Here is a 23,913-nt window from a genome sequence, read left to right as displayed (position 1 = left end):
TCATCGGGGCCGCCGGGCGTTGCGGACGCTCCGTTCAACGGAATAATCTCGGCGCATGCCCAGGGGTACCTCAGAAGTCAGCGAGCCGATGTACTTCGTGCTCACCGCGCTGCGCGCGGGCCCGCTGCACGGCCACGGGATCAGCAAGTCGATCAAAGAGCTGTCCGAGGGCCGGGTCCAGCCCTCGGTCGGCACCCTTTACGGCATCCTGGAGCGCCTGAACGAGCGCGGCCTTATCGCCGTGGACCGCGAGGAGACGGTCAACGGCCGCGACCGGCGCTACTTCCGGATCACCGACGAGGGGCAGGCGCTGGTGGAGGCCGAGGCCAGGCGGATGCGGGCGGCGGCCGCCCTGGTGTTGCGACCGCCCGGCCCGAAGACGGAATGAGCCGTTCGGCGCGCTGATACGTCCAAGGAGCATGAGGATCTGGCGAATCGTGCTCCTGCCGCTGCTCCTGCTGGCCCTGACCACCGCGTCCATGCCGCCCGTCCAAGCCTCGACCGCGCAGCAGAAGAAGACGCTGGTCGACTTCCGCAAGGAGGGCGGGTTCGCCGGGCTGAACGACCGCGTGATCGTCTACGGCAACGGCTGCGTCCGGCTCAGCCGGCGCACCGGGCCGACGATCGACAAGTGCCTGACCGGCAAGGAGCGGCGGACGCTGCGGACGTACCTGAAGAAGTTGCGGATCGGCCGCTCGGAGGCCCAGCCGCAGGGGGCCGACTTCATCAAGTACACGCTGGCCTACGACCGGCGGCGCGCCAGCCGCTACACGCTGCCCGGAAGCTGGCAGCCGGTGGTGCGGCACCTGGACAAGATCATGGAGAAGTACTGGGCACCGGACTGACGACTCCTGACAGAATGATCAGGGTTCGGCGAACGTGAGGCCGACGAGCTTGGCCAGGAAACGATCGACCTGCTCCTCCAGCGGCGGCCATGGCAGGTCGGGCTGATTGACCCGCATCGACACGGCCCCGTGAACCGCCGCCCTCAGGTCCAGTGAGACCACTGCGGCGTCGTCGGCCGGGGCGAGCCCGGCGTCGATGCACCGCTGCACGGCGGCGGTGGTGCGCTCGGCCAGCTCCTGCTTGAACGACATGGCCACCCGCTGGTTGAGCGTGCTCTCATGCAGCACCTTGTACAGGCCGGGGTGCCGTTGAACCCACCTGCCCAGCAGCAGGACGCGGGCACGCAGCTTCCCCGCCGGATCGGCGGCACCGGTCTCGGCCTGATCGACGGCCTCCAGGAGCTCGCGGTGGAACCCACTGCGCGAACTGCTCCGCTTCATCGCCTACGACAGCGGCTACCCCGCCGCTCTGGCGGCGCTCGCCCGCCTGACCGATCTGGAACGGGAGCACGCCCTGCCCGCCCCCACCGGCCAGGGCCACGAGGTGAACGCCAACGGCACGGGCAGCCCGATCCCCAAGCCGATGCGGCAGGCCGTGGCCGCCCTCGATGCGCCGTTCGGGAGCTACATGGACCTGCAGTCGCGGATGCGCGCCGACATGCGGCTGTTGTCGGTTCGTGAGCGCGCGTTCATCACGATGACCGTCGGTGCTCTTCCAGACCTTGCAGGAGAGCTTCCGCGCCCACCTGACGCGCGCCCTCGGCGCCGGCGCCACACCGGAGGAGGCCCGTGGCGTCGTACGGTTCTCCGCGCAGTTCGGTATGACCAAGGCATGGCGCGCCATGCACGTGCTCGACGCTCTGCTCGCCGAACTCGGCGCCGCCCGGGTGTGACCCGGGTTGGGCCGCCCGCCCTCCTGGCGCGCTGATCAGCTGACGGCGGCCGTCCGTGTTCCCAGATCATTCTTTCGCGGGACCGAAGAGACTCCATCAAGCGATTGACCGGGAGGGGGCGGTCGAACTACCTTCGGTCACATGACCCCTGCGGAGGGCGGACAGGCCGCTCTGATCCTCAAGGTGGCGACACAGCTCTTCGCCGCGCTCGGCTATGACGGCACCTCCACCCGCCAGATCGCCGAGGCGGCCGGGCTCAACATCGCCACCGTCAGCTACCACGTGGGCGGCAAGCGCGAGCTCTACCTCGCCGTCATGGAGCACGCGCACCAGGCCGAGAAGGCCGCCCTCGACCGGGCACTCGACCGGCTGCCCGGCGATGACCCCGTGACCGCCATCCACCGGCTGATCGACGACTATCTCGACTTCTGCGTGGACAACCCCGAAGTGCCGGCCCTGTGGATGCACCGCTGGCTCTCCGACGCCAGTGACATCACCGAGCTGGAGCGGCAGTACGTCCAGCCGCTGGTCACCTCGGTGACCGGCGCGCTGCGGCCCGCCGTCGAGGCGGGGCTGATCGACGGGGACGTGGACCTCGAATACGCCATGTGGACGGTCATCTGGTCGGTGCACGGGTTCGCCAAGGGCGGGGTGCTCGACGCGGAGGGCCGCCGCAGGGGGGCCGGCGACCGGGCCGCGCTGCGCCGCTTCCGCACGCACCTGCACCGGAGCCTGCACCGCACGCTCGGCCTCCCCGGCGACCCCCGATGACCGCCACCCAGCCGGACGCCACCCAGCTTGGCGCCGGGTCGCCGCTCGGGCGCGGCCGGTTGCTGGGCTACGGTGTCGGCTCGATCGGCACCGGCGTGTTCTCGGCCGTGCCCGGCCTGCTCCTCCTCTACTACCTGACCGACATGCTCGGCGTGCCCGCCGCCGTCGCCGGGGCCGTGCTCGTCGCCCCCAAGATCTGGGCCGTGCTGCTCAACCCGCTCGTCGGCGCCGCCAGCGACCGCGAGGCGGTGCGCACGGGCCGCAGGACGAAGCTGCTGACGATCGGGGCGGTCGCGTTGCCGGTGGCGTTCGCGCTGATGTTCGCCGTGCCGGGCGACGTGCCCGGCGCCGTCTGGGCCGGGGCCGCGTTCCTGCTGGCGGCCAGCGCGTTCGCGTGTTTCCAGGTGCCGTACGTGGCGCTGCCCGCCGAGATGTCGGCGAGCCGGGGCGAGCGGACCAGGATCATGTCGTGGCGGGTGGTCTGCCTGACCGTCGGCATCCTCGTCGCGGGCGGCCTGGCCCCCGTCGTGGTCGATCTGGCCGGCGGCGGACGGCCCGGCTACGCCGTCATGGGCGTCGTGATCGGCGCGGTGATGGCGGCCGCGCTGGTCGCCGCGACGCTGGCCACCCGCTGGGTGCCGTCCGCGCCCGGTCCCGCCCCGCTCGGGCCGGTGGCCGCGTTCCGCCTGGCCAGGGGGAACGTGCCGTTCTTCGCGCTGCTGGCGGCGTTCGTGACGCAGGCGCTCGCGGTGGCGGTGATGCTCGCCGGGGCGCCGTACGTGGCCTCGTACCGCCTGGGTGACTACGGGCTGACCTCGGTGATGTTCGTCTGTCTCGTCGGGCCGAGCATGCTCGCCGTGCCCGGGTGGGCCTGGCTGGCCCGCCGGCACGGGCCCGTGCGCTGCTACCTGGCCGCGTCGATCGGCTTCTGCGTGGTCGCGGTCGCGCTGGTGCCCGCCATCGCGACGGGCGGCCTGGCCGCCACGCTGGCGCTGACCGCGCTGGCCGGGGTCTGCTACGCGGCGTTGCAGTTGTTGCCGCTGTCGCTGCTGCCCGACACCGTGCACGCCGACACCGCCCGTACGGGGCACGCGCAGGCGGGTGCGTTCACCGGGTTGTGGACGGCCGGCGAGACCGCCGGACTGGCGCTCGGGCCGGGGTTGTTCGCGCTGGTGCTGGCGGTGTCGGGGTTCGTCTCCGCGCCGGTCGAGTCGCCCGTCGCCCAGCCGTCCGGTGCCCGCACCGCGCTGCTGCTCGGCTTCACCGCCCTGCCCGCGCTGCTCATGCTCATCAGCCTGCCGTTCATCCTCTGGTACGGCCGACTCGCTCAGAAGGAACCCGCGTGAACCTCCCCCTGACCGGCCGGACCACCGGCGACCTGCTGGCCGAAGTGGCCCGGCTCAAGGAGCACGACCTGCCCGTGCGCGGCGGACAGGTGACCGCCTACGTGTACGACACCGGGCGGGCCGAGGTCAACGACGCCGCCGCGCGGGCGTACTTCGAGATGCTGGAGGTCAACTGCCTCGACCCGACCGCGTTCCCCAGCGTGGTCGAGATGGAGCGGCAGGTCGTGGGCGCGGTCGCGGACCAGCTCGGCGGCGGCCACGGCATCTTCACCAGCGGCGGCACCGAGTCGATCACGCTGGCGGTGAAGGCCGCCCGCGACGCCTCCCCCCGCGCCAGACCGAACCTGGTGCTGCCGGTCACCGCCCATCCCGCCTTCCACAAGGCCGCCCACTACCTGGGCGTCGAGGTCGTGGCCGTGCCGGTGGACCTGGAGACGTACAAGGTGCGGGCGGCGGACCTGGCGGCAGCGATCGACGAGAGCACCATCCTGGTCGTCGCCTCGGCGCCGTCCTACCCGCAGGGCGTGATCGACCCGATCGAGGAGATCGCCGCCGTCGCGGCCGGGGCGGGCGTGCCGTGCCACGTGGACGCGTGCGTGGGCGGCTGGCTGCTGCCCTGGTTGCGCGAGGCCGGCGCGGACATCCCGCCGTTCGACCTGTCCGTGCCCGGTGTCACGTCGATCTCCTGCGACCTGCACAAGTTCGGGTACGCCCCCAAGGGCGCCTCGGTCGTGCTCTTCGCCGACCCCGCCATGCGCCGTAAGGCATATTTCGCCTCGGCGGCCTGGCCCGGCTACACGATCATCAACGCGACCGTGCAGAGCTCCCGGTCGGCCGGGCCGCTCGGCGGCGCCTGGGCCACCCTCCAGGTACTCGGCCGCCAGGGCTACGTCGACCTGGGCCGCGCCACCCTGGAGGCCACCGCCCGGCTGCGCGCGGGCATCGCCGCGATCCCCGGGCTGCGGGTGCTCGGGGCGCCGGAGTCGTCGCTGGTGGCCTTCGCCGGGGACGGGATCGACGTGTTCGTGCTGGCGGACGAGGCCAGGGCGCGCGGCTGGTTCCTGCAGCCGCAACTCTCGTACGCCGGCATCCCGGCCAACCTGCACATCACGGTCACCGGCGTGACGCTGAACGGGGTGGAGGCCATGCTCAAGGTCATCGCCGAATCGGCCGAGTCCGCCGCCGCGCGTGGCCCGGTCACCCTGCCGGACGGGCTGGTGGAGCTGGTCGCGGGCCTGGACCTGGATGTGCTCGACGACGCGCAGTTCGCGGAACTGGCCGCCTCGGTGGGCGTGGACCTGCGGCCGGGGGCGGGACAACCGGAGATGGCAGTGGTCAACACGGTCCTGGACGCCCTCCCGGCACCGGCCAGGGAGGCGGTCCTGATCCGCTTCCTGTCGGTCATCTACGGCTCGTAGGAGGTGGGCGCACTCGTCCCTGATCGTGTCGCGGAGGCCCTCAGGGGCGAGGCCCGCGGCCATAACGCCGGTAGGCAGCGGATACCTGAGACACCCAGAAGTCCGTTTTGACGCTTCGAGACGCACGAGCGGGCAACAACGCCTTCTCCGCAGCCAGGTGGTAGAAGCCGGGACCGGCATCGTTGACACCGAGATATTGGACCAGCGCAGAGATCATGAACCCAGCTTCCGGCAGGTTCTTCTCCACGATCAGCCCTAGCAAATGCCCCATTGCCGCCCGTTCGTCCTGCCGCGAGAAATCGAACTCCCGCAAACCTGTCCGCCGAGCAAGCACCACATTCAACTCCGTGTAAGTAGTGGTCCGCTCCAATCGCGCCTGTTCGATCAAGAACTCCAGCCCCTTATCGACCAGCAGATCCCACGTCTCCTCGTCCCTACCGAACATCAACAACAAGCCACCTCCACGATCCCTGGCGAAGTCGTCACGACAGACATCAGTCTGAAGGACATCACCGGAATCGCGCAGAGAAACAGCCTCGGCGTGGACACCAGACGGAAGCTCGGCCGAACTCATCTGCGGCTTGGGCCTATGCCATGTGTGGCAAGAAGGCGCCCCAGCTCCACGCCGTCAATCAAAGTGAGTGGCTTGTTCTCCGCGAATTCCCGGCTTCCTGGCCCGAAGCCCGAGGTAGTGATCAGGATTCCTTTGGACGCCCCTTCGTGGACCAGTGTGCCGTACAGGTCTCGGACGACACTCGGCTGGATCGTCGCCGAATAGCGCTTCGCCTGGATGATGATCCGTCCGCCTCGAATTGGATCGGGGTCCGTCGCGAGCACATCGACCCCACCGTCTCCGGAGCGGACTGTCATCTCCGTCTGAAATCCCATCGCCGCGAAAAGATCGGCGACCAGCACCTCGAATTGAAGGGGGTCCATCTCCAGCAGATCCGATCCGTCCCGATCGGTTGCGGCGCTGTGAAGAGTCTCCGGCCGGCGGATCGGTCGGATCTCGACCGGCTTTTCCGGCCTTGACGAGATGCTTCCGCCGAGGCCCTCGACACAGCTGATCGGGTCGACCTGCCCAAGATTCATCCGCTCCATCGCTGCCCGATCGGTAGCGACTGTCGAAACGAACATTGGCCGAGGAAGTCCTGTCGCGGGGTCGGTCGCGAAGACGTAGCCGTTGAAGACCACTGACTGGACCATCGGACGTCCCGCCCGGTCCGTGAGCCATACACCGAAGATCTCGTGGAGGTTCCCCAGCACACACTGCGCGACAACTTCACGGTACAGGGCCCGACGCTCGGCAACGGGCCTGGCGACTTCGCTCTCCCGATCACTGGCCTTGATGTACCGAATCCGGCTCACAGCCGGCACGAGGTCGACTGCAGGTAGCGCGCGGTTGACCACCAGTTGCCCCGCAGCACTGTCCCAAGCGACCTCTGCGGACCTCGGAAAGTCCGCAGGCCAGGATGGAGAGCCCATCAGCAGCGCTGCGAACAGTCCCGAGATCGCAGCCACGTCACCGCGCCGGGCCCGTTGTTCAAGGTCAGCGACATCCGCGTTGTACTCCGCGATGCGGCGGCCCTCGTTCTGTGCCCAGATCGCGTACTCACGCTCAGCGGAAGCCATCCTGAGCTGCCGATCGTTCTCAAGGCGCTGGTAGGCGTACCAATCATGTTCGTAGCGCTCTCGCGCGGAGCTGACAGCCTGCTCGTGCTGCCGGCGTGCGGCAGGCAGCACTATCTGAAGTCCTGTGAGCGGTGCCACCGCGTAGGCGCGCTGGTCCGGCGCGATCAAGCGTTGGGCAAGAGTTCCCGGCTCGAACGGTGGTACCACCGGGCTGAGCTGAAGCACGGATCCGTCCAACGGACGACTCCCCGCAACCTTCTGAAGGACCCCCCGCAGCAAGCCGACCCGCGACTCCAGTTCGGCGGTCGCCCGGGTCGCTTCCTGCTCCCGCCACTGCTGATAAGCCCTCCACGTCTCCCGTTGCTGCCGGGCCTCTGCCCGCATGGCCGCAGACTGCGCTCTGTGGTGTTCTTGCCAGATCCGCCTTTCAGCGGCCAGTTGCCGCTGCTGGGCACGCTGATAGTCATCCAGCACAGTGACAATGGTCCGGAAGCCCAAGGCACCCACTCCCTATGCGACGAACCTGGTTCTCCGGACTATAGGGAACCCCACCAAAGAACTCTCATCCGTTTCTGAACTGCAACGATTCCCCACCAAGACTCTCGCCTCAGGAGGTTGGGCATGTCCAGTCAGCCAGTGATGTATCTTGATTTGATCGATTAGAGGCGGGTTTGCGTCTAAATTTCGAAATTACTCGTCTGCATAGGTCATGCCGGATAACTGCAGTTACTGTGCGGCACGGTTCCGGGCGCGATTCCTGCTCCAGGCGCTGGTACAGCTCAGGCAGGGTCGCGACGCACCGTACGTTGGAGAGCCTGCTGCGCTCCGGCACCAGGACCGTGCGATACGCGATTTCACCGCCGCCGGCGCCGTCCGTGATGTGCCAGCCGGGAAACTGCCTGATCACGGGCACGGAGATCAGGCCACCTCCAGATCGGCCCAAACAAGTGTCCCGTTACCTCCACCATCATGTGGTCTAAGTACGAGGGTAACAATTTCCCTACCGGTGTTCGTCTGGGGTGATCGAGAGAGGCACCCTGGAACTATGTCGAAGGCGGTGGAAAGGCGGGAGCGAGCGCCCGGTTCGTGGGTGTGGCGGGCAGTGCGGATCACCGCGATCGTGGTGTTGGTGGTCTCGCTGCTGATCTGGTTCCTCGTCGACCCATTCGATCTGCCGGGGGACTTGCTGGAGGGGCTGAATCAACGGGCCAGCGTGATCGGCATGTTCACGGGCGCGGGCGGGCTGATCGTCGCGATACTGGGGTTGCGCGTGCAAAAGCGGAGCCAGCCCATCGATGACATCGTATCCACCACGGGGTCACCCGGACCCGGCCAGGCGGAGCCCGCCCACGCCCGTGGCCCGCGACATCGCAGGGTCCTGCTGATCGCGGCCGTGCCTACTGTCGTGGTGGCGCTGATCGTCCTGGCCGTCGTATGGAATGCGCCGGTCCGCTACGAGGCCGAGGACGCGTACGCTCATAACAAGGCCGAAATCATTCATATCGGCGGCACATCGAACAACGCCGTGATGGGCCATATCAACTTCCCGGAGAGCTGGGTCGAGATCAGGGTGTACGCGTCCCGGGCCGGTACTCACACGGTGAACCTGCGGTATCGCGTCGGCGATGGCGACGCGCGACAGTCCCTGACGGTGAATGGCGGCGCCAAGCGTCTAGTGGACTATCCCGATCACGATGACGATCACAAGTGGAGTAACTGGTCGGATCTGTCGATCAAGCTGACGCTGAACCACGGATGGAACAAGCTGCGATTCCAGCACGACGGCGGACTGTTCGCCGCCGAGCTGGACTTCGTCGAGATCGCCTGATGTGGCCGGTCCGGCGCGCATACACGAGTTTCGCGAGCATGGTCAACGATGCGACGCTGCTGCTCGGCCTGGACAGGGTGACCATCATGAAGGTCGTCGCCGCAGGTGATGGGCAGCAGCGAGCAGGTGCCGCAGATCCCCGCACGCTCCCGGCTGGCGATTTCGACTTCTAAGCGGCACGGTTCCGGGTGCGCGATTCCTGCTCAAGGTGCTGGTAAAGCTCGGGCAGGGTTGCGGCGCACCGTACGTTGGAGAGCCTGCTGCCTTCCGGCACCAAGACGGTGCGGTACGCGATGTAGCCGCCGCCGGCGCCGTCCATGATGTGCCAGCCGGGAAACTGCCTGATCGCGGGCACGGAGATCAGGCCACCGCCAGATCGGCCCAGACGACGCGATGGCCGTCGGGCATGACGTACGTGCCGCACCGGATGCTCAGCTGAGCCACTATGCCCAGACCCCGGCCCGACTCCGCCACAGATCCCATGTGGACGGGCACGAAGTTGGGCTCCGACTTCCGGGTGCCGGGGTCGATGACCTGCAGTCGGACGAAGCCACCGCCGAAGCCCAGTCGGACCGTCACCCAGTCGCTCCGTCGGCCTCCTGGCACATGCTGGACGACGTTGGCCACGAACTCGGCGATGATCTGAAGCGCGTCCCCCCGCACTGGGGCTGGAGCGTCGGCAAGCCACAGTCCGATCGCCTGCCGGGCCTGCCATGACGTCCTGTCGCTTCGACGCAGCGTCGTGCCCTTCCATCGGACGACGTCTGATTGCTCCACCCGTGTGCTTCTCGCCGACACGTGATCACCACCTTGGTCTCATAACGCGTTCCTCGATCCAGACAAAGACATGAGCCCAAGTCGGGAACGCGTTCTGCATCTCAGAATGCCTTTCCAGAGTGCCAAGTCAGAGGTATTTTGTAAGCGATAGGCAACTGTCCGTATTCAGACAGACTGTGCACCCGTTGTCCGTACGGATGCTTCTCGAAAGGGTGAGGGCATAACTGTGGACGATCAACTCAAAACCCAAGTGGGACAAGCACTCGCATATGGCGCTGTGCTGAAGAACGCGCGAAACGCCGTAGGCCTCTCCCAAACGGCTTTGGGAGAGGCCCTCTCGTGCAGCGAGAGCTTGGTCGGGTTGATCGAGCGCGGCAAACGGAAGCCGACCAAGGACTTCACCATCGCAGCAGAAGCCGCCCTGGGCTTGAAGGGGGAACTCTTCCAACTGCTGCCCAACACCAGAGCCATGTCCGTGCCGAAGTGGTTCAGAGAATGGCCAGGGGTGGAAGAGAACGCACACACCATCCGGACGTGGCAGCCACTTGTGGTGCCGGGGCTCCTCCAGACGCCACGCTACGCAAGTGCCATCCTCGCCGCCGAACCGGGGGCCACTGAGCAGTGGATCGAAGAGGCGGTCATGACAAGACTGCGGCGACAGGCGGTGTTCGAGCGCAAGGATCCGCCCATGTTCTGGGCGCTGCTCGACGAGTGCGTTCTTCTTCGGCCTATCGGTGGGCCGGGAGTGATGCGAGAGCAGCTAGAGCACCTGCTGAAGATGGCCGAACGACCCAACATCTCCATTCAGATCGTGCCGCTCGATGTGGGAGCCACCGCAGGTCTGCTGGGAGGCTTCTCTTACGCCCAAGGTGAAGGCATACCAGACCACATCTCGCTCGAAGACGCTGCGCTGGGCTCCGTATCCGCTCACGACGAGGCGGTGCGGCGCGTTAGTCTCCGATATGACGTGATTCACAAATGGGCACATCCCATACATGTGAGCAGGCGACTACTACGTGAGGTGGCAGCGAAGTATGAGCATCAGTGACGAGTTGCACGCCGAATTGGAAGCCGCGCAGTGGACTAAATCAACTCTTTCCGGTTCCAGCGGCGGTGACTGCCTCTATGCGGCCAAGCTGAGCGGCGACCGATACGCGGTCCGCGACTCCGAGCAGCCCGATGTCGAGCCGATGATTCTGCGCGGCGGCGTCTTCCGCGCCTTCGTCGGCGGTGCCAAACTCGGCGAATTCGACTTCTAGTCGGCCGTTCACGACCCCTGTGCGAACACCACCGTGCTCGCACAGGCGTCGCGGGACCTCACACGAGGCTCTGGCCGCCGTCCACGGTGAGCACCGTGCCCGTCACGAAGTTGTTCGCCATCAGGAACAACGCCGCCGAGGCCGCCTCCTCCGCCGTACCGAAGCGGCCGAGCGGCGCGCCCTGACCGGCGGCGGCCACGGCCGTGTCGTCGGACAGGCCCATCGCCCCGCGCGACAGCGGCGTGTCCACCACCCCGTACCGGACGGCGTTGACCCGCAGCCGGCGCGGAGCCAGTTCCACCGCCAGTGCCTTGGTGAGTCCCTCGACCGCGCCGATCCCGGCGATGGACGCCGACGCCCCCGGGATGGGGCGGACCAGGTAGAGCCCGGAGCTGAACGTGATCGACCCGCCTGCGGGCAGGCGGCGCGCGGCGGCGCGGGCGGCGCCGTATGCGCCCCAGATCCGGCCCTCCACGGCGTCGCGCACCTGACCGCTCGGCGTGTCCAGCAGCGGCCCGACGCCGAAGCCGCCCGCTGTCACCAGGACGTGGTCGAGCTCGCCTGCCTCGCCGAAGGCCCGGTCGATCTCGCCCTCGTCGGTCCCGTCGGCGGCGATCCCGAGCACTGAGGCTCCGGGCGTTGCACGCACGCGCTCCACGGCGGCGGCCAGGCGGGCGGGGTCGCGCGCCACCAGGACGACGCGCGCTCCGAGCGCGGCCAGCAGCGCGCCGGCGGCCAACCCGATGCCGGAGCTGCCTCCGACAATCGCCACGGTGCGGCCGGCGAGCGTGCCGGGCAGCGGGGAGCTGATCGGCACGGGGGCAAGGGTGGTCATGGACATGGTGTCTCTCCTCAGCAATAAACCATCCGGTTGGTTTAGAACCCTGGCGTGACTGGGCGAAAAAGTCAACTAGATGGTTTACTTGCGGCATGACGTACGACGCGGACGCGACTCGGCAGCGGATCTTCGACGCTGCCACCGCCGAGTTCGCCGAGCACGGGCTGGCCGGCGCCAGGATCGACCGCATCGCCGCCGCCGCGCAGGCCAACAAGCAGGCCATCTACCTCTACTTCGGCGGCAAGGAGAAGCTGTTCGGCGTGGTCGTGCGGGCCAAGGTGGACGAGATCTGCCACACGGTGAGCTTGGATCCGCGCGCGCTGCCCGAGTCGGTGGGCCGGCTCTTCGACTGGTACCACGAGCACCCGGAGCTGATCCGCCTGCTGCTGTGGGAGGCCCTGGAGGTCGGCGACGGCCAGGTCGAGGGCGAGGAGGAACGCGAGGAGTCCTATCGCGGCCACGTGGACGGGCTGATGGGCGCGGGCCTGCCGGAACAGGCGACGGCCCAGGACTGGTTGTTCACCATCCTGGGGCTGGTCGCGTGGAACTTCTCGGTGCCGCAACTGCGCCGGCTCATCCTCGACGAGCCCGACCCCGAGCGGGCCGTCGCGCGCCGCCGCGCGGCCGTGATGGACCTGGCCCGGGTGCTGGCCGAGCAGGCAACCGCCGCCCGCGCGTGAACGGGATCAGCCGCGCAGCGTGAACCGGGAACTTCGTTTGAGCCCGCGCGCTCTCTAGCCTCTTGGCCTGCGCACGCGAGTGCGGACATTCGTACAGGCTTATCTGCACTTCGCCCAACTGGTCAACCAGATGACTCACGTCGTGCACTCGAAATTCAGGTGCCTGACGAGTTAGCGATCCGACACTCTGTCCGCTATGACCTTGAGAACGACGACCGAGCCCCCGGCAAGCGTGCTCGCAGCCTTCCGCCTGACGGGAGCACCTCACCAGCTTGCTGGTGGCCAGGGGCAGAGCTTTCGCGTCGGGAACGCGGTCTTGAAGCCGGCGGACGACACGGAGGAGGCCGAATGGTGCGCGGAGGTGTTCGCAGGCCTGACTTCCTCGACTGAGTTCAGAGTTCCCCGGCCCTGTCGTGCAAATGACGGAACTCACGTCGTAGCCGGGTGGACGGCCTTCGAATTCGTGGACGGCCAAGAGGGGCCGGCCGGTGAGTGGGCGACGCTGATAGCCGCCAGCAGGGCCTTTCACCGGGCATTGCGTCATCTGCCCCGGCCCGGCCTGCTTGACCGGCGCCGGCATCCCTGGGCGATAGCCGACCGCATAGCGTGGGGTGAGATCAGTTCGGTGACAGCGGCACGCACCGACGGGCTACTGGCGACGTTGCAGGATCTCCAGCGTCCCGTGGACGCGCCCAGCCAGCTCGTGCACGGGGATCTTGGTGGGAACATGCTGTTGCTGCCTGGGCAACCGCCTGCCGTGATCGACTTCTCGCCGTATTGGCGGCCGGTTGGGTATGCCGAAGCCATCGTCGTCGCTGACGGCCTCCTTTATCACCATGCGGAGCCAGAACTCGTCGACAGCGTGCTTCCCGGCCGCGATGGGCTCCAGATGCTGGTCAGGGCCCTGATCTTCCGGCTGGCCACCTCGGCTCTCTTGGAAGGCCTGGGCAGGACACTTCCTCAAGAGGAACTGGCACGCTTCGCACGTGTCACCCGCCTGGTGGAGGAACGAGTTAACACAGATCATCGCTTCGGCACCTGACCCTTGGCGCTGGAACGCACGCCCGATCGCGCGTTCCGTCAACTGGCGACGAAGGCCCACTTCACACTCCTTGATCAAGGCATGGAGAGCCGTGATCGACCAGGTGAAGCAGTTACCTGAGCGACTTCAGAAAGCGACACCCTTCGTCGTCGCTGTCAGGTGAGGGAGATGATGGCGATGCCCAGGCACATCTCGTCGCTCGTTCCGGCGCCCCACACCACATAGCGCGGCGGCGTCTTCTGCAGCTCCGGGAGCATGGCGCGCAGGCCGGCGTCGTGGGTGCACGTCACCCGCAACACGTCCCCGTCCTTGATCTGAACGGGCTTGGGCAGGCGCCGCATCGACTGGTCGTCGAAGTTGTACTCCGGGACGTCCAGCAGCGTGCGCGCCTTGGCGGTGCCGGGGTTGAGCTGGACCTTGATCGCGCGGCCGAGCAGGTGCATGTGGCCGGCCATGGCGTGGATGGTGGCGGGGCCTTGGACGGGCATGTCGCAGTGCTGGGTCGGCCCGGGATTGGGCGGCCCGCACCTCTCCCGTAGCTGCTCCAGCTCGCCCGCGGCCTCCCCGCCGAACCGGCGGCCCACATCCTGTACGGCGGCGGCCCGGTCGCACAGCGGGCCCGACTCCCGCGCCGTGCAGGGCAGCTCGACCGGCCCGGGAAGGAGCGCGGTCTCCAGCGGCTTGAGCGCCCGGTCGGTGAGCCGCAGCCGGATGCCGGAGCGGTCGGTGCCCGCCTTGCCCTCGACGCCCAGCAGGTTGTAGTGGACCTGCATGACGAGCCGGCTGCCCGGCGGCAGCTCGTAGCCGTATTCAGAGCCGTGCAGCGCCTCCTGGGTGCCGGGTGCCCAGTGCGCCACCCATGAGGCGTTGTCCACGCCCGCGTCGCCGAAGCAGGTCCAGCCCTAGCCAGGGGTGGCGTCGTCGAGCCGGCGCGCCTCGGCGGCCTGGTCGGGGCCGAGTCTGAAGAAGATCGCGTGGTGGACGAGCTCGGTGTTCTGCGGCTGGAACAGCGCGCCGGTCAGGAACGCCCGGCTCGCGAGCTGGGGATCGATGAGGAAGCAGCGATAGTCGTCCGTGCCGCCGTTGGGCGGGGCCGGCGCGTACGGCTCCGCCATCGTCAGCGAGGCGAACCGCTCACCGGACCGCAAGGGAGACGCCGCGGGGGCGGGAACACCGGCGTGGGCGGAATGGGAGCCAGAAACACCAGGAGCGCCAGAAGCGCCAGGGGCAGCAGGGGCGGTGCCGCAGGAGGCGAGCAGGACGGCCACGACGAGCAGGGCGGCCGTCCGGAGATGTCGGTCCATGAGTCCACACTGACCCTCCGGACGGCGCCCGGCATCCTTCCCCAGGACGTACCCGTTTCCTCCGCTGGAATGAGGCCCCAGCTTTTCGCTACCCATGTAGCGAAAAGTCTGCTACTTTCGCTACATGGGTAGCGAAAATGTCAGGCGCGGACGGCCACGCCGGGCGGACGTGGACGAGAGCGTGCTCCGGGCAGCCACCGAGCTGCTGCTCGCCCACGGCTACGGCGGCCTGTCGACCGACGAGGTGGCCGAGCGGGCCGGGATCGCCAAGACCACGCTCTACCGCCGCTGGCCCACCAAGGACCACCTGGCCCTGGCGGTGGTCAACAGGCTGCAGGACAGCGACGAGATCACCGACACCGGCGACATCCGCCGCGATCTGACCGGCTACCTGGAGAAGATCGCCGCGGGGCTCAACCGCATGCGCGCCGCCGGCAGGAGCCACGACGACCCGTCCGCGGGCACGGTGGCCGAGCTGGTGGCCGCCGCCGCCCGCCACGCCGACGTCGGCGAGCTCGAACGCCTCATGTACGCCCGCCGCAACACCCTGGCCCGCGCCCTGCTGGAGCGGGCCGTGGAGCGCGGCGAGCTGCGCGCGGACCTCGACGTCGAGGTGCTGTTCGACCAGCTCGCCGGCGCCCTGTACTACCGCGTGCTGATCACCGGTCTGCCCGTCGACCGGGCCTACGCGGAACGACTTGCCGACACCGCCCTGCGCGGTGCCATCCGAGAGAGAAGGTAACCATCATGTCGATCGTCAACCCGGGCACCGCCGTCATCCGTTCGGTGGACGCCGAGGTCATCGGCGGGCCGCCGAGCACGGGCCGCATGCTGCTCGACTCCAGCGCGACCGGCGGCGCCCTGAGCACCATGCGCATCACGCTGGGCGAGGGCGCCGACGGCGCGGTCCCGCACACCCACACCACGGCTTCCGAGATGTTCTACGTGCTCGACGGCCGGGTGCAGGTGCTCGCCGGCGAGGAGGTGCTGACCCTGGAGCAGGGGGACGTGGCCGTGGTGCCGCCCGACGTGGCCCACGCCTTCGGGGCCGCCCCCGGCGCCGAGGCCGATCTGCTGATCGTGATCACGCCGGGGGTCGAGCGCTTCGAGTATTTCCGGCTGCTGGCGCGGCTCAAGGCGGGCGAGGCCACGTTGGAGGAGCTGCTGGAGTCCCAGGAACTCTACGACAACCATTTCCTCGACAGCCCCACCTGGAAGACGGCGCGTTCCTAGCCGGTCAGCTCCCGGAGTCGGTCCCGGGTGACGCCTGGCCGGTCAGCTCCCGAAGGCGGTCCGGGGTGGCGCCGAGCTGCTCGGCCGCCGGGACCAGCGCCGCGACCTCGTCGCCGCGGCCTTCCTGGCGCAACATCTCGGCGTAGGAGAAGACGGCGCTCAGCCAGCCCGCGTCGATGCTCTCCTTGAAATGTTCCTCGGCCGCCCCCGTGGCGCCGCTGCTCAGGTAGATCTGCGCCAGCACCTCGTGGGCGGCGTCCGAGCCGTCCTCGACCGCCTGGTCGAGATGGGCGACCGCCTCCTCCGGCCGGCCGCTGGCCACGAGGAACTCGCCGTAGTAGTAGCGGGCGCCCTCCTCGCCGCCGGCCACGGCCGCCTGGAAGTCCGCCTCCGCCGCCTCGGCGTCGCCCGAGGCCACGAGGAGCCCGGCCCGCGCGACATGCGCGTCCGCGAGCCCGTCGACCACGGCGCGGTCGTAAAGGGCGCGGGCCGCCTCGATGTTGCCCATCCGCTCCTCCGCGTCGGCCAGTTTCAGCAGCGCGGTGGAGTCGGTCTGGTCCTCCAGCTCAAGCCCCTGGCGCAGCCAGGCCGCGGCCGCCTCCGGGTCGCCGCGGTCGAGCTCCATGCCGCCCAGGTTGCTGAACGCCAGCGCGTCCCCCTGGTCGGCCGCCTGGAGGAACAGCCGCTCGGCCTCCTCCTGACGGGAGCCGTCCTCGCTGAGGAAGGAGCCGAAGTCGTTGAGCGCGCCCGCCTCACCGCGCTCGACCGCCTTCCGGTACCACTGCTCGGCGCGCTCGCGGTCGCCCACGGCGTCGGCCCAGATGGTCGCCGCGCGCAGCGCGCCCACCGGATGGTCCCCGGCCTGCTCCATCAGCTCCGCGGCCTCCGTGGCGCGGTCCGTCTCGACGAGCAGGTCGGAGAGCCGGTCGCGGGCGTCCTTCTCCCCCTTGGCCAGGGCGTCACGGAGCACGGGCTCGGCCGCGTCGTCGTCACCGGCGAGGAACAACATCTCGCCGTGACGCGTCGCGGCTCCGGGCACGCCCTGCCCGGCGGCCTCGGCGAACAGGGCGGCCGCGGCCTCGTAGTCCTCCGCCTCGGCCAGGCGATCGGCCTCTGCGATCAGATCGTCGGCGCTCACGTCCACCCCTATTCTTGTTGTTTCTTGTTCTTGTTCCGCGGGATCCTACGCTTTCCGCCGTGGGCATCGGCGTTCTGATGCCTGTCTCTGCTGCTTTTGCTGCCGCCCTTTCTGTGCGGCTTGCGATTCGACTGGTTGAGCCCGTTGTCACCGGTGCCGTCGGCGTCGCCGTCTCTGTTCCGCTGGCGGCCCATTTTGGCCATGCCGTCCTCGGCGGAGCGCGGGCCGGACGACGTCCGCAAGCCTGAGGGACGCATGGGTACGGTGCGCCCGCCCGCGCCGGCCAGCGCCGGGCCGCCGCCGGGGCCTCCCGGGCGGCGCAGGTTGTCCAGGATGCGGCGCATCGGAGCGGTCACCCGCCGGGACAGCGCCGGAGCCAGCACCTTGGCGGTGCCCTCGCCGCCCTCGCGCATCGCCTTCCCCATGGCCTGCCGGGTCATGAGCATGCGGGCGGTGGCCATCGTCACCCCCGCCGCGCCGCCGAACGCCAGCATCTGCGTGACAGCGGCCAGCCCCGCCGCCGCCTGCGTGCCGACGGCCACCTTCACCGCGCTGACAACAGCCGCCGTACCGTCCAGCGCCACCGGCGCCAGTCTCGTGGCGGCCGCGGCCACGAGGAGATGACCGTCCTCCCCGCTCAGCTTGTTCCACTGGCCGGCAAACGACGTGGCGGAATCACCGCGATAAACCTGCTGCGTCCGGCGCACCGACGCATCGGCCTCCGCACCCGCCGTATCGGCCCCGGCCAGGACGGTACGCCAGGCAGTGGCGTCCCCCCTGATCATGTCCTCGTCGATGTTCGGCCACGGCATACCGACCGCATTCATGAACCCGCTCAGCTCGGGCGGAAGCATCACACCCATGTGTGGTCCACGTTCTCGGCGTTGACCGCTTCCGCCTCGCGGCCGATTTTGGACACCGCCATCAGCCCTTCACCCGTGCCGTCGATCTCCCCTGCGACCCCGGTGAGCGCCGCGAGACCGGTTTGGAGGCATTCCCCGTACGCGGCGGTGATGCCGCTGAACAGCCCGTCGTCGCCCCACGAGGAGGCGCCGTTCCCGCGCTCCCTGAGCCGGTGCAGCGCGGCGTCATAGTCCGACCCGTGCGTGCTGACACGAGCGGCCTCGCGCCCCACCGCCCCCGGTGCGAGCTCAAATCCCGTCATGCCCACGTACCATATACGGACATTTCGTTATATATGTTGACTTGTGATGTTCATGAGACCAACGCCTCAAGATCACGATGAGGTGTGTCTACACGGGACGGCTCGATCCGCTCCATGACTGCCGGAGGTCGGCATGCGGTCACCTGCGCCGGAAGACGACGCCGAGTTCCTCGCCCGGTACATCGACCAGAGCCGCCGGGTCATGCGTGACCTGCGGGCGGCGCGCGCGGCCATCCAGCAGGTGGAGGGCCGGGCCAAGAGCGGTGACGGGCTGGTCGAGGCGTCCGCCGGCGGTCAGGGTGAGCTCACCCGGCTGCGCCTCGACCCGCGGGCGTTGCGGCTCGGCGAGGCCAAACTCGGCGCGACGGTGACGGCGGTGCTCAGGGCGGCTCAGGAGGACGCGCGGCGTCAGGCTCAGGAGATCGCCGACGATGCCGCGAGCGGCTCTCCCGGCCTGCCGGAGCCGCTCGACGAGACGTTCGTGCGCGAGCGCGTCGAGCAGGCGGCCCGCGATCTTCTCTGAGCTGGAGGCACGTGTGTACGGCCCGCCCATCGACCCCGCCAACATCAGGGACCAGGATCTCGACGATGCCGCCCGTCAGGGTGAGCGGATGCTGGCCTGGCTGGAAACGGGACAGGAAGAGCTGGACAAGATCGTCGGAATGGGCGAGGCGGCCTCCGGGCAGATCCGGGCGACCGTGAACGTCGACGGCCTCGTCCTCGACATCGCCTACGGCCCGCGCGCCCTGCGCCTGAGCAGCCACGAGCTGGCGGAGGAGACCCTCGCGGCGGTGCGCGCGGCGAGCGCGGACGCCGCGCGCAGGACCCAGGACCTGATGCGCGAGGCCCTGCCCGGCTACGACCCCGTCGCGGCGGAAGCCGAGCTGCGCCGCCTGCTGGGCGACGATTGGCAGTGACCGCTTTCAGCTCGTGGGAAGGGTGGCCTCGACGCGGAAGCCGCCGTCCGCGTCCTCGGCGGTCTCCAGCGTGCCCCCGGCCAGCTCCACCCGCTGCCGCACGTCGGACAGGCTCATGCCGGGACCGTTGACGGCGACCCAGGCCCCCGGCAGGCCGGGACCGTTGTGCACGCTGACCAGGACCGACCCCGGCCGATAGCGCACCCCCACCCGCGCGTCGGCCCCGGGCGCGTGCTTGCCGACGTTGACGAGAGCCTCCCGCACCACCAGGTACGCGGTGCGCCCCACCAGACCCGAGACCGGCTGCGCCGTCCCGTCCACCAGCAGCTTCACCGGCACTCCCGCGCGGGCCGAATCAGTGATCAGCGGCCGCAGGTCGGGCAGCGGCAGACCCAGGTCGAACCCCTCCCCGGTGCCGCGCCGCAACAACGCCACCATGTGCCGCAACTCGTCGAGCGTCTCGCAGCCTGCCGCGCGTAACTCCTCGGCCGCCGCCCGGCTGCGCTCGTCGCCCGCGGCCATGGCCAGCACCCCTGCCTGGAGCACCATCCGGCTCACCCGGTGGGTGACCACGTCGTGCAGCTCGCCCGCCAGCCGCTCGCGCTCCACCCGCTCGGACCGTTCGGCCAGCTCGCGCCGCAGGCGTGCGCCGGCGGCCGTGTACATGCCGTACAGGGCCGCGATCACGATCACCGTCTCGGTGCGCAGGACCAGCGGCAGCCAGTCGGCGAGGGCGAGCGCGGCCAGCGCCAGGATGATCACCGGCAGCCACTGCGGGACCCCGCGATGCCGCTCCGCCGCGAACGCCGTCGCGCCGTAGACGGCGAAGGCACAGGTGGGCGGCCAGATCAGCAGGTCGGTGGGGACCGGCCCGACGTCCGGGGCGAGCACGCGGAGCACGAGCAGCGCGACGGCCGTGCCGGCGCTGATCCAGGCGACGGTGAGCGGCGCCCTGCGCAACCAGAGCACCGGCAGCGCCGCCGCCAGCAGGATCACCAGGACCGGGCCCGTGTGGCCGGTCGCCAGCGTCAAGCCTCCCGAGACCAGGACCGCGACGGCGTCGACCGGTCGCGGACGGACACCGTCCACATGATTATCGTACGATCGCCCGCTCACCCTGCCCAGCGGCCGGACTCAGACCTTCGTGATCCGGACGGCGTCCGCGATGACGTAACCGGTCGCGGAGGTCCAGCGGCTCACCCCGACCACGTTGTAGGTCCCGGCCGCCAGTGTGTACGTCCCGAGCACCCGCCACTGCCCCCCGCCCGTCCGCTGGTCCACGGTGACGGTCTGGTTGCCGCCCGAGGCCGCCACGATGTGCGGCGTGGCGCTGTTGTAGCCGGCGTTGGCCGGATACCAGACCTCCACCCGGTAGGAGCCCGTGCTCGGAACGGTCGTCTGGAACCACGCCGGATCGCTGGCCGCGACCGGGTCGGCGAAGCGGTAGTCGGTGCCGTGGAGCTGCGCCGAGTAGGTGGAGGTGCCCCAGGCCGAGCCGGCGGTGAAGCCGGATCCGGCGTTGTCGACCGTCACGCTGAACGTGTCGCCGCCCGACCCGGTCACGACCTTGCCGGCGCTCGGCGCGCTCTCCTGGTGCGTGCGGTTGAGCGCGCTCACGTAGTAGGTGTAGGCCGATCCGGTCGCCGTGGTGTCGGTGAACGTCTTCTGCCGGGTCGTGGTGACCAGGTTGCGGGCGTCGGCGAAGAAGCACGGGTCCGCGGCGGCCTGCGCGCCGGTCACCCGGTAGACCGCGTACGAGGTGGCCGAGCCGGTCCAGGCGAGCTGCACGCCGTTCGAGCCGCGGGTGGCCGAGGTGAGCGAGGGCGCTGCCGGGGCGGCGGCGGAGCCGCGGGCGGGCAGCAGCGCGGGCTTGGTGTAGTGGGCGTTCAGGACCCGGGTGAAGGCGCCGATCCGGTCGGCCTTGACGTCCTTGGCGCTGAAGAACACGTCCCCGACCACCTCGGGATGTTTCCTGTTGTCGGTCAGGTGGTCGCTGAGCTCGGCCGGGTCCTGCCAGGCGGCCTCCTGCCCTGAGGCGCCCGCCCGGTAGGCGGCCTGCCCGACCACGAGCTGCACGCCGCTGTCGCGGACCACGTCGGACCACCAGGCGGTGAGCACCTCGTAGGCGGCGGTGGAGAAGCCGATGTGCCAGTAGATCTGCGGCGCCAGGTAGTCGACCCAGCCCTGCTTCACCCACTGCCGGCTGTCGGCGTAGATCGCGTCGTAGGACTGCAGCCCCGTGGTGCGCGAGCCGAGCGGGTCGGTGCCGGAGTTGCGCCAGATGCCGAACGGGCTGATGCCGAACGACACGTGCGCCTTGGCGGTGTGGATGCGCTGGTCCAGCTCGCGGACGAGCTGGTTGACGTTGTCGCGCCGCCAGTCGGCGACGTTGCCGAACGAGCCGCCGTGCGCGGCGTACGCGGCGGAGTCGGGGATGGCCTGGCCGCTGACCGGATAGGGGTAGAAGTAGTCGTCCAGATGCACGCCGTCCACGTCGTAGCGGGAGACGGCGTCCATGATCGCGTCCTCGATGAAGTCGCGGACCACGGGCAGGCCCGGGTTGTAGTACAGCTTGCCGCCGTAGGCGAAGCGCCAGTCAGGGTGCTGGCGCGCGGGGTGCGTGGCGACGAGCTTGCTCGGGTCGTCGTGGTTCGCGACCCGGTACGGGTTGAACCAGGCGTGAAACTCCAGGTTGCGGGCGTGGGCCTCCGCGACCATGAACGCCAGCGGGTCATAGCCCGGGTTGCCGCCCTGGGTGCCGGTCAGCCACTGCGACCACGGCTCGTACGGCGAGGGCCAGAACGCGTCGGCCGTCGGCCTGACCTGCACCATCACGGCGTTCATACGTTTGGCCACGGCCAGGTCCAGCCACGCGCGGAACTCGGCCTGCTGCGCGGACACGCTCAGCCCGGTGCGGCTCGGCCAGTCGATGTTCGCCACCGAGGAGATCCACATGGCCCTGAGCTGGCGCTTCGGGGTGGCGGGGTCGGTCGCGCACGCGGCGGCGAAGGCGGAGGCCGGGGCCACGATGCCGAGGACTGCGGCGGTCAGCGCCGCCAGGACGGTACGCAGGAGCGCGGTCACGAAAGGAAGTTTCAGCGCGAACAAGACAAAGCGCAATAGTTTTCACCACTTCCCAGGGGGCCCAATCTCAGGGGACTCCGGGAAGGTGCGGGCGGAAAGTTTCACCTAACAGATGAGTAATGTCAATTATCGACATTGTGTCAAGGAGTGCCGTACGGTGCACCCGTTACCCTCAACGAGGAGCACCCATGACTCTCGCCCGCACGCGATTAGCCGCCCTCGCCACCTCGATCCTCGCCGCACTCGTCGTCACCGCAGGCCAGCCCCTGCCGGCCGGCGCCGCGGACGCCCCACTGCCCGCCGCGTTCGCCAAGGCCGCGGCCGACCACGACGTGCCCCGCGAACTGCTCGTCGCCCTCGCCTACGCCGAGACCCACCTCGACGGCCACAACGGCGAGCCCAGCGCCAGCGGCGGCTACGGTGTGATGCACCTGGTCAGCAACCCCACCAACCACTCACTGGAGAAGGCCGCCGAGCTCACCAAGCTCCCGGTCGAGAAGCTGCGCGCCGACGACGAGGCCAACATCCTCGGCGGCGCGGCCGTCCTGCGCGCCCAAGCCGATGCCCTCGGCCTCGACGAGACCGCCAGGAAGGACCCCGGCCGCTGGTACACGGCCGTGGCCAAGTACTCCAATGCCGCCTCGCCCGAGGTGGCCCGCCTGTACGCCGACGCGGTCTACGAGCAGCTCGGCCTCGGCATCGACGCCCGCGGCGTACAGGTCAAGCCGCAGGAGATCACCGCCGACCGCGGCGAGTACGCCAAGGCCCGCGACCTGAACGCCCAGGCCGCGGTGGCCAGCCCCGACTACCCGCCGGCCGCCTGGGTGGCCGCCAGCACCAGCAACTACCGCGTCTCCAGCCGCGAGACGAGCTACAACATCGACCGGGTGGTCATCCACGTCACCCAGGGCTCGTACGCGGGCACCATCTCCTGGTTCCAGAACGCCAGCGCCCAGGTCTCCGCGCACTACGTGGTCAAGTCGTCCAACGGTGCCATCACCCAGATGGTGCGGGACAAGGACGTCGCCTGGCACGCCGGGAACTCCTCCTACAACAACCGTTCCATCGGCATCGAGCACGAGGGCTTCGTCGCCGACGCCTCGTGGTTCACCGACGCGATGTACCGGGCCTCGGCCGCGCTGACCCGCGCCCTGTGCGACAAGTACGGCATCCCGAAGACCCGGACCGGCATCATCGGCCACAACGAGGTGCCCGGCGCGACCCACACCGACCCGGGTTCGCACTGGAACTGGACCACGTACATGAACTACGTGACCGGTGGCGGCGGCACCCCGTCGTGGACCACCACGGTGGACAACGCCACCTCCGGCCAGTTCACCGCCAGCGCCAACTGGGGCACCTCCGCCTACTCCAGCCAGCGTCACGGCGCCGACTACCGCTTCGCCGACCCCGTCTCCGCCAGCGACGGAGCCTGGTACTCGGCCGCGATCCCCACGGCGGGCACCTACCAGGTCGAGGTCTGGTATCCGGCTGATCCCGGATACAACAGCTCGGCGCCGTACATCGTGGCGACGTCGAGCGGCAACCAGACCGTCTACGTCGACCAGCGTGCCGGTGGCGGGGCCTGGCGCAGTCTAGGCAGCTTCTCGCTCAACGCCGGCACCTACAACGTCGTCGGCGTGAGCCGATGGACGGGAGGTACGGGCCTGGTCATCGCGGACGCCGTCCGCATCAGCCGGGCCTGAGCACGCTTACGGCCCGCGCCCACCTCCTGGGGCGCGG

General features: G+C 69.3%; 30 protein-coding genes. 17 read left to right on the top strand and 13 right to left on the bottom strand.

Translation table 11 applies throughout. The annotated features are described in order from the left end of the window. Positions 1–55: 55 nt before the first annotated feature. On the top strand, positions 56–388 hold the full coding sequence (locus ACWD0F_RS04710) for a PadR family transcriptional regulator (protein ID WP_449872545.1): 333 nt from the start codon (positions 56–58) through the stop codon (positions 386–388). A gap of 31 nt (positions 389–419) precedes the next feature. After that, positions 420–845 (top strand): hypothetical protein, encoded by a 426-nt coding sequence (locus ACWD0F_RS04705; protein WP_449872544.1) that lies wholly within the window; start codon positions 420–422, stop codon positions 843–845. 18 nt (positions 846–863) lie between these two features. On the opposite strand, the gene ACWD0F_RS04700 is transcribed toward ACWD0F_RS04705, so the two are convergent. Beyond that, entirely contained in the window at positions 864–1,286 is a 423-nt protein-coding gene (locus tag ACWD0F_RS04700) for a TetR-like C-terminal domain-containing protein (protein ID WP_449872543.1), read from the bottom strand. Positions 1,287–1,552: 266 nt separating this feature from the next. Between ACWD0F_RS04700 and ACWD0F_RS04695 the strand changes: the two genes are divergently transcribed. The 4 genes from ACWD0F_RS04695 (at position 1,553) to ACWD0F_RS04680 (ending at position 5,273) form a co-directional block, all read left to right on the top strand. Then, a complete protein-coding gene (locus ACWD0F_RS04695) occupies positions 1,553–1,738 on the top strand; it encodes a hypothetical protein (RefSeq protein ID WP_449872542.1) in 186 nt (61 codons plus the stop codon). A gap of 141 nt (positions 1,739–1,879) precedes the next feature. Beyond that, positions 1,880–2,509 carry a TetR/AcrR family transcriptional regulator gene (locus ACWD0F_RS04690; RefSeq protein ID WP_449872541.1) on the top strand — a complete coding sequence of 210 codons (630 nt, stop codon included), beginning with the start codon at positions 1,880–1,882 and terminating at the stop codon, positions 2,507–2,509. Next, a complete protein-coding gene (locus ACWD0F_RS04685; RefSeq protein WP_449872540.1) occupies positions 2,506–3,855 on the top strand; it encodes an MFS transporter in 1,350 nt (449 codons plus the stop codon). Before ACWD0F_RS04690 ends, ACWD0F_RS04685 begins: the two co-directional genes overlap by 4 nt. Beyond that, positions 3,852–5,273 carry a pyridoxal phosphate-dependent decarboxylase family protein gene (locus ACWD0F_RS04680; RefSeq protein WP_449872539.1) on the top strand — a complete coding sequence of 474 codons (1,422 nt, stop codon included), beginning with the start codon at positions 3,852–3,854 and terminating at the stop codon, positions 5,271–5,273. Before ACWD0F_RS04685 ends, ACWD0F_RS04680 begins: the two co-directional genes overlap by 4 nt. A gap of 40 nt (positions 5,274–5,313) precedes the next feature. On the opposite strand, the gene ACWD0F_RS04675 is transcribed toward ACWD0F_RS04680, so the two are convergent. Further along, a complete protein-coding gene (locus ACWD0F_RS04675; protein WP_449872538.1) occupies positions 5,314–5,847 on the bottom strand; it encodes a hypothetical protein in 534 nt (177 codons plus the stop codon). Then, the gene (locus tag ACWD0F_RS04670) at positions 5,844–7,379 is read right to left on the bottom strand and encodes a restriction endonuclease (RefSeq protein WP_449872537.1); all 1,536 of its coding nucleotides are present in this window, start codon (positions 7,377–7,379) and stop codon (positions 5,844–5,846) included. Before ACWD0F_RS04670 ends, ACWD0F_RS04675 begins: the two co-directional genes overlap by 4 nt. Before the next feature lie 571 nt (positions 7,380–7,950). Here ACWD0F_RS04670 and ACWD0F_RS04665 point away from each other — a divergent pair. Both ACWD0F_RS04665 and ACWD0F_RS04660 read left to right on the top strand, forming a co-directional pair. Next, positions 7,951–8,733 carry a hypothetical protein gene (locus ACWD0F_RS04665; RefSeq protein WP_449872536.1) on the top strand — a complete coding sequence of 261 codons (783 nt, stop codon included), beginning with the start codon at positions 7,951–7,953 and terminating at the stop codon, positions 8,731–8,733. 38 nt (positions 8,734–8,771) lie between these two features. After that, positions 8,772–8,906 carry a hypothetical protein gene (locus ACWD0F_RS04660; protein WP_449872535.1) on the top strand — a complete coding sequence of 45 codons (135 nt, stop codon included), beginning with the start codon at positions 8,772–8,774 and terminating at the stop codon, positions 8,904–8,906. Here the strand turns inward: ACWD0F_RS04660 and ACWD0F_RS04655 are convergent. After that, positions 8,903–9,088: a hypothetical protein gene (locus ACWD0F_RS04655; protein ID WP_449872534.1), complete on the bottom strand. Its 186-nt coding sequence runs from the start codon at positions 9,086–9,088 to the stop codon at positions 8,903–8,905. The two genes, ACWD0F_RS04660 and ACWD0F_RS04655, sit on opposite strands and share 4 nt — an antisense overlap. A gap of 5 nt (positions 9,089–9,093) precedes the next feature. Beyond that, positions 9,094–9,510, bottom strand: coding sequence for an ATP-binding protein (locus ACWD0F_RS04650; RefSeq protein ID WP_449872533.1), 417 nt, complete (start codon positions 9,508–9,510; stop codon positions 9,094–9,096). A gap of 226 nt (positions 9,511–9,736) precedes the next feature. On the opposite strand from ACWD0F_RS04650, the gene ACWD0F_RS04645 reads away from it, so the two are divergent. After that, complete coding sequence (locus ACWD0F_RS04645; RefSeq protein WP_449872532.1) at positions 9,737–10,558, top strand: helix-turn-helix domain-containing protein; 822 nt, start codon at positions 9,737–9,739, stop codon at positions 10,556–10,558. After that, positions 10,545–10,769 (top strand): DUF397 domain-containing protein, encoded by a 225-nt coding sequence (locus tag ACWD0F_RS04640; RefSeq protein ID WP_449872531.1) that lies wholly within the window; start codon positions 10,545–10,547, stop codon positions 10,767–10,769. Before ACWD0F_RS04645 ends, ACWD0F_RS04640 begins: the two co-directional genes overlap by 14 nt. Before the next feature lie 58 nt (positions 10,770–10,827). Here ACWD0F_RS04640 and ACWD0F_RS04635 read toward each other — a convergent pair whose 3' ends face one another. Continuing rightward, positions 10,828–11,610, bottom strand: coding sequence for an SDR family oxidoreductase (locus ACWD0F_RS04635; protein ID WP_449872530.1), 783 nt, complete (start codon positions 11,608–11,610; stop codon positions 10,828–10,830). A gap of 89 nt (positions 11,611–11,699) precedes the next feature. On the opposite strand from ACWD0F_RS04635, the gene ACWD0F_RS04630 reads away from it, so the two are divergent. Then, positions 11,700–12,287, top strand: a complete 588-nt coding sequence (locus ACWD0F_RS04630; protein ID WP_449872529.1) for a TetR family transcriptional regulator — start codon at positions 11,700–11,702, stop codon at positions 12,285–12,287. Positions 12,288–12,483: 196 nt separating this feature from the next. Continuing rightward, positions 12,484–13,329: a hypothetical protein gene (locus ACWD0F_RS04625; protein WP_449872528.1), complete on the top strand. Its 846-nt coding sequence runs from the start codon at positions 12,484–12,486 to the stop codon at positions 13,327–13,329. A 155-nt stretch (positions 13,330–13,484) separates the two neighbouring features. Here the strand turns inward: ACWD0F_RS04625 and ACWD0F_RS04620 are convergent, their stop codons facing one another. Together ACWD0F_RS04620 and ACWD0F_RS04615 are read right to left on the bottom strand one after the other, a co-directional pair. Further along, on the bottom strand, positions 13,485–14,204 hold the full coding sequence (locus tag ACWD0F_RS04620; RefSeq protein ID WP_449872527.1) for a monooxygenase: 720 nt from the start codon (positions 14,202–14,204) through the stop codon (positions 13,485–13,487). Positions 14,205–14,231: 27 nt separating this feature from the next. Continuing rightward, the gene (locus tag ACWD0F_RS04615; RefSeq protein ID WP_449872526.1) at positions 14,232–14,633 is read right to left on the bottom strand and encodes a hypothetical protein; all 402 of its coding nucleotides are present in this window, start codon (positions 14,631–14,633) and stop codon (positions 14,232–14,234) included. A gap of 124 nt (positions 14,634–14,757) precedes the next feature. Here ACWD0F_RS04615 and ACWD0F_RS04610 point away from each other — a divergent pair, with 124 nt between their 5' ends. Together ACWD0F_RS04610 and ACWD0F_RS04605 are read left to right on the top strand one after the other, a co-directional pair. Beyond that, positions 14,758–15,375 (top strand): TetR/AcrR family transcriptional regulator, encoded by a 618-nt coding sequence (locus tag ACWD0F_RS04610; protein WP_449872525.1) that lies wholly within the window; start codon positions 14,758–14,760, stop codon positions 15,373–15,375. 5 nt (positions 15,376–15,380) lie between these two features. Next, entirely contained in the window at positions 15,381–15,866 is a 486-nt protein-coding gene (locus ACWD0F_RS04605; RefSeq protein WP_449872524.1) for a cupin domain-containing protein, read from the top strand. A gap of 4 nt (positions 15,867–15,870) precedes the next feature. Here ACWD0F_RS04605 and ACWD0F_RS04600 read toward each other — a convergent pair whose 3' ends face one another. Genes ACWD0F_RS04600 through ACWD0F_RS04590 form a run of 3 tightly spaced genes read right to left on the bottom strand, consistent with a single transcriptional unit; the run spans position 15,871 to position 18,169 of the window. After that, positions 15,871–17,004: a tetratricopeptide repeat protein gene (locus ACWD0F_RS04600; RefSeq protein WP_449872523.1), complete on the bottom strand. Its 1,134-nt coding sequence runs from the start codon at positions 17,002–17,004 to the stop codon at positions 15,871–15,873. 8 nt (positions 17,005–17,012) lie between these two features. Beyond that, on the bottom strand, positions 17,013–17,858 hold the full coding sequence (locus tag ACWD0F_RS04595) for a WXG100-like domain-containing protein (RefSeq protein ID WP_449872522.1): 846 nt from the start codon (positions 17,856–17,858) through the stop codon (positions 17,013–17,015). Then, on the bottom strand, positions 17,858–18,169 hold the full coding sequence (locus ACWD0F_RS04590; RefSeq protein ID WP_449872521.1) for a hypothetical protein: 312 nt from the start codon (positions 18,167–18,169) through the stop codon (positions 17,858–17,860). The genes ACWD0F_RS04595 and ACWD0F_RS04590 overlap by 1 nt, the downstream gene beginning before the upstream one ends. 133 nt (positions 18,170–18,302) lie before the next feature. Between ACWD0F_RS04590 and ACWD0F_RS04585 the strand changes: the two genes are divergently transcribed. Next, positions 18,303–18,692, top strand: a complete 390-nt coding sequence (locus ACWD0F_RS04585; RefSeq protein ID WP_449872520.1) for a YbaB/EbfC family nucleoid-associated protein — start codon at positions 18,303–18,305, stop codon at positions 18,690–18,692. A 13-nt stretch (positions 18,693–18,705) separates the two neighbouring features. After that, positions 18,706–19,086, top strand: coding sequence for a YbaB/EbfC family nucleoid-associated protein (locus tag ACWD0F_RS04580; RefSeq protein ID WP_449872519.1), 381 nt, complete (start codon positions 18,706–18,708; stop codon positions 19,084–19,086). A gap of 6 nt (positions 19,087–19,092) precedes the next feature. Here ACWD0F_RS04580 and ACWD0F_RS04575 read toward each other — a convergent pair whose 3' ends face one another. After that, positions 19,093–20,175, bottom strand: a complete 1,083-nt coding sequence (locus ACWD0F_RS04575) for a sensor histidine kinase (RefSeq protein ID WP_449872518.1) — start codon at positions 20,173–20,175, stop codon at positions 19,093–19,095. Positions 20,176–20,220: 45 nt separating this feature from the next. Continuing rightward, positions 20,221–22,170 carry a family 10 glycosylhydrolase gene (locus ACWD0F_RS04570; protein WP_449872517.1) on the bottom strand — a complete coding sequence of 650 codons (1,950 nt, stop codon included), beginning with the start codon at positions 22,168–22,170 and terminating at the stop codon, positions 20,221–20,223. A 188-nt stretch (positions 22,171–22,358) separates the two neighbouring features. Between ACWD0F_RS04570 and ACWD0F_RS04565 the strand changes: the two genes are divergently transcribed. Further along, positions 22,359–23,876 (top strand): golvesin C-terminal-like domain-containing protein, encoded by a 1,518-nt coding sequence (locus ACWD0F_RS04565; protein ID WP_449872516.1) that lies wholly within the window; start codon positions 22,359–22,361, stop codon positions 23,874–23,876. Positions 23,877–23,913: the final 37 nt, after the last annotated feature.

The organism is Nonomuraea sp. NPDC002799 (assembly GCF_053592075.1).
Note: the sequence above shows the minus strand (reverse complement) of the source record. Positions and strands in the feature narration are given on the sequence as shown.

Coding starts and splice junctions, on each gene's coding strand:
- ACWD0F_RS04710 (WP_449872545.1), top strand. CDS start 56: ATGCCCAGGGGTACCTCAGAAGTCAGCGAGCCGATGTACTTCGTGCTC.
- ACWD0F_RS04705 (WP_449872544.1), top strand. CDS start 420: ATGAGGATCTGGCGAATCGTGCTCCTGCCGCTGCTCCTGCTGGCCCTG.
- ACWD0F_RS04700 (WP_449872543.1), bottom strand. CDS start 1,286: ATGAAGCGGAGCAGTTCGCGCAGTGGGTTCCACCGCGAGCTCCTGGAG.
- ACWD0F_RS04690 (WP_449872541.1), top strand. CDS start 1,880: ATGACCCCTGCGGAGGGCGGACAGGCCGCTCTGATCCTCAAGGTGGCG.
- ACWD0F_RS04685 (WP_449872540.1), top strand. CDS start 2,506: ATGACCGCCACCCAGCCGGACGCCACCCAGCTTGGCGCCGGGTCGCCG.
- ACWD0F_RS04675 (WP_449872538.1), bottom strand. CDS start 5,847: ATGAGTTCGGCCGAGCTTCCGTCTGGTGTCCACGCCGAGGCTGTTTCT.
- ACWD0F_RS04665 (WP_449872536.1), top strand. CDS start 7,951: ATGTCGAAGGCGGTGGAAAGGCGGGAGCGAGCGCCCGGTTCGTGGGTG.
- ACWD0F_RS04660 (WP_449872535.1), top strand. CDS start 8,772: ATGGTCAACGATGCGACGCTGCTGCTCGGCCTGGACAGGGTGACCATC.
- ACWD0F_RS04640 (WP_449872531.1), top strand. CDS start 10,545: ATGAGCATCAGTGACGAGTTGCACGCCGAATTGGAAGCCGCGCAGTGG.
- ACWD0F_RS04635 (WP_449872530.1), bottom strand. CDS start 11,610: ATGTCCATGACCACCCTTGCCCCCGTGCCGATCAGCTCCCCGCTGCCC.
- ACWD0F_RS04630 (WP_449872529.1), top strand. CDS start 11,700: ATGACGTACGACGCGGACGCGACTCGGCAGCGGATCTTCGACGCTGCC.
- ACWD0F_RS04625 (WP_449872528.1), top strand. CDS start 12,484: ATGACCTTGAGAACGACGACCGAGCCCCCGGCAAGCGTGCTCGCAGCC.
- ACWD0F_RS04615 (WP_449872526.1), bottom strand. CDS start 14,633: ATGGACCGACATCTCCGGACGGCCGCCCTGCTCGTCGTGGCCGTCCTG.
- ACWD0F_RS04610 (WP_449872525.1), top strand. CDS start 14,758: ATGGGTAGCGAAAATGTCAGGCGCGGACGGCCACGCCGGGCGGACGTG.
- ACWD0F_RS04605 (WP_449872524.1), top strand. CDS start 15,381: ATGTCGATCGTCAACCCGGGCACCGCCGTCATCCGTTCGGTGGACGCC.
- ACWD0F_RS04595 (WP_449872522.1), bottom strand. CDS start 17,858: ATGCTTCCGCCCGAGCTGAGCGGGTTCATGAATGCGGTCGGTATGCCG.
- ACWD0F_RS04590 (WP_449872521.1), bottom strand. CDS start 18,169: ATGACGGGATTTGAGCTCGCACCGGGGGCGGTGGGGCGCGAGGCCGCT.
- ACWD0F_RS04585 (WP_449872520.1), top strand. CDS start 18,303: ATGCGGTCACCTGCGCCGGAAGACGACGCCGAGTTCCTCGCCCGGTAC.
- ACWD0F_RS04565 (WP_449872516.1), top strand. CDS start 22,359: ATGACTCTCGCCCGCACGCGATTAGCCGCCCTCGCCACCTCGATCCTC.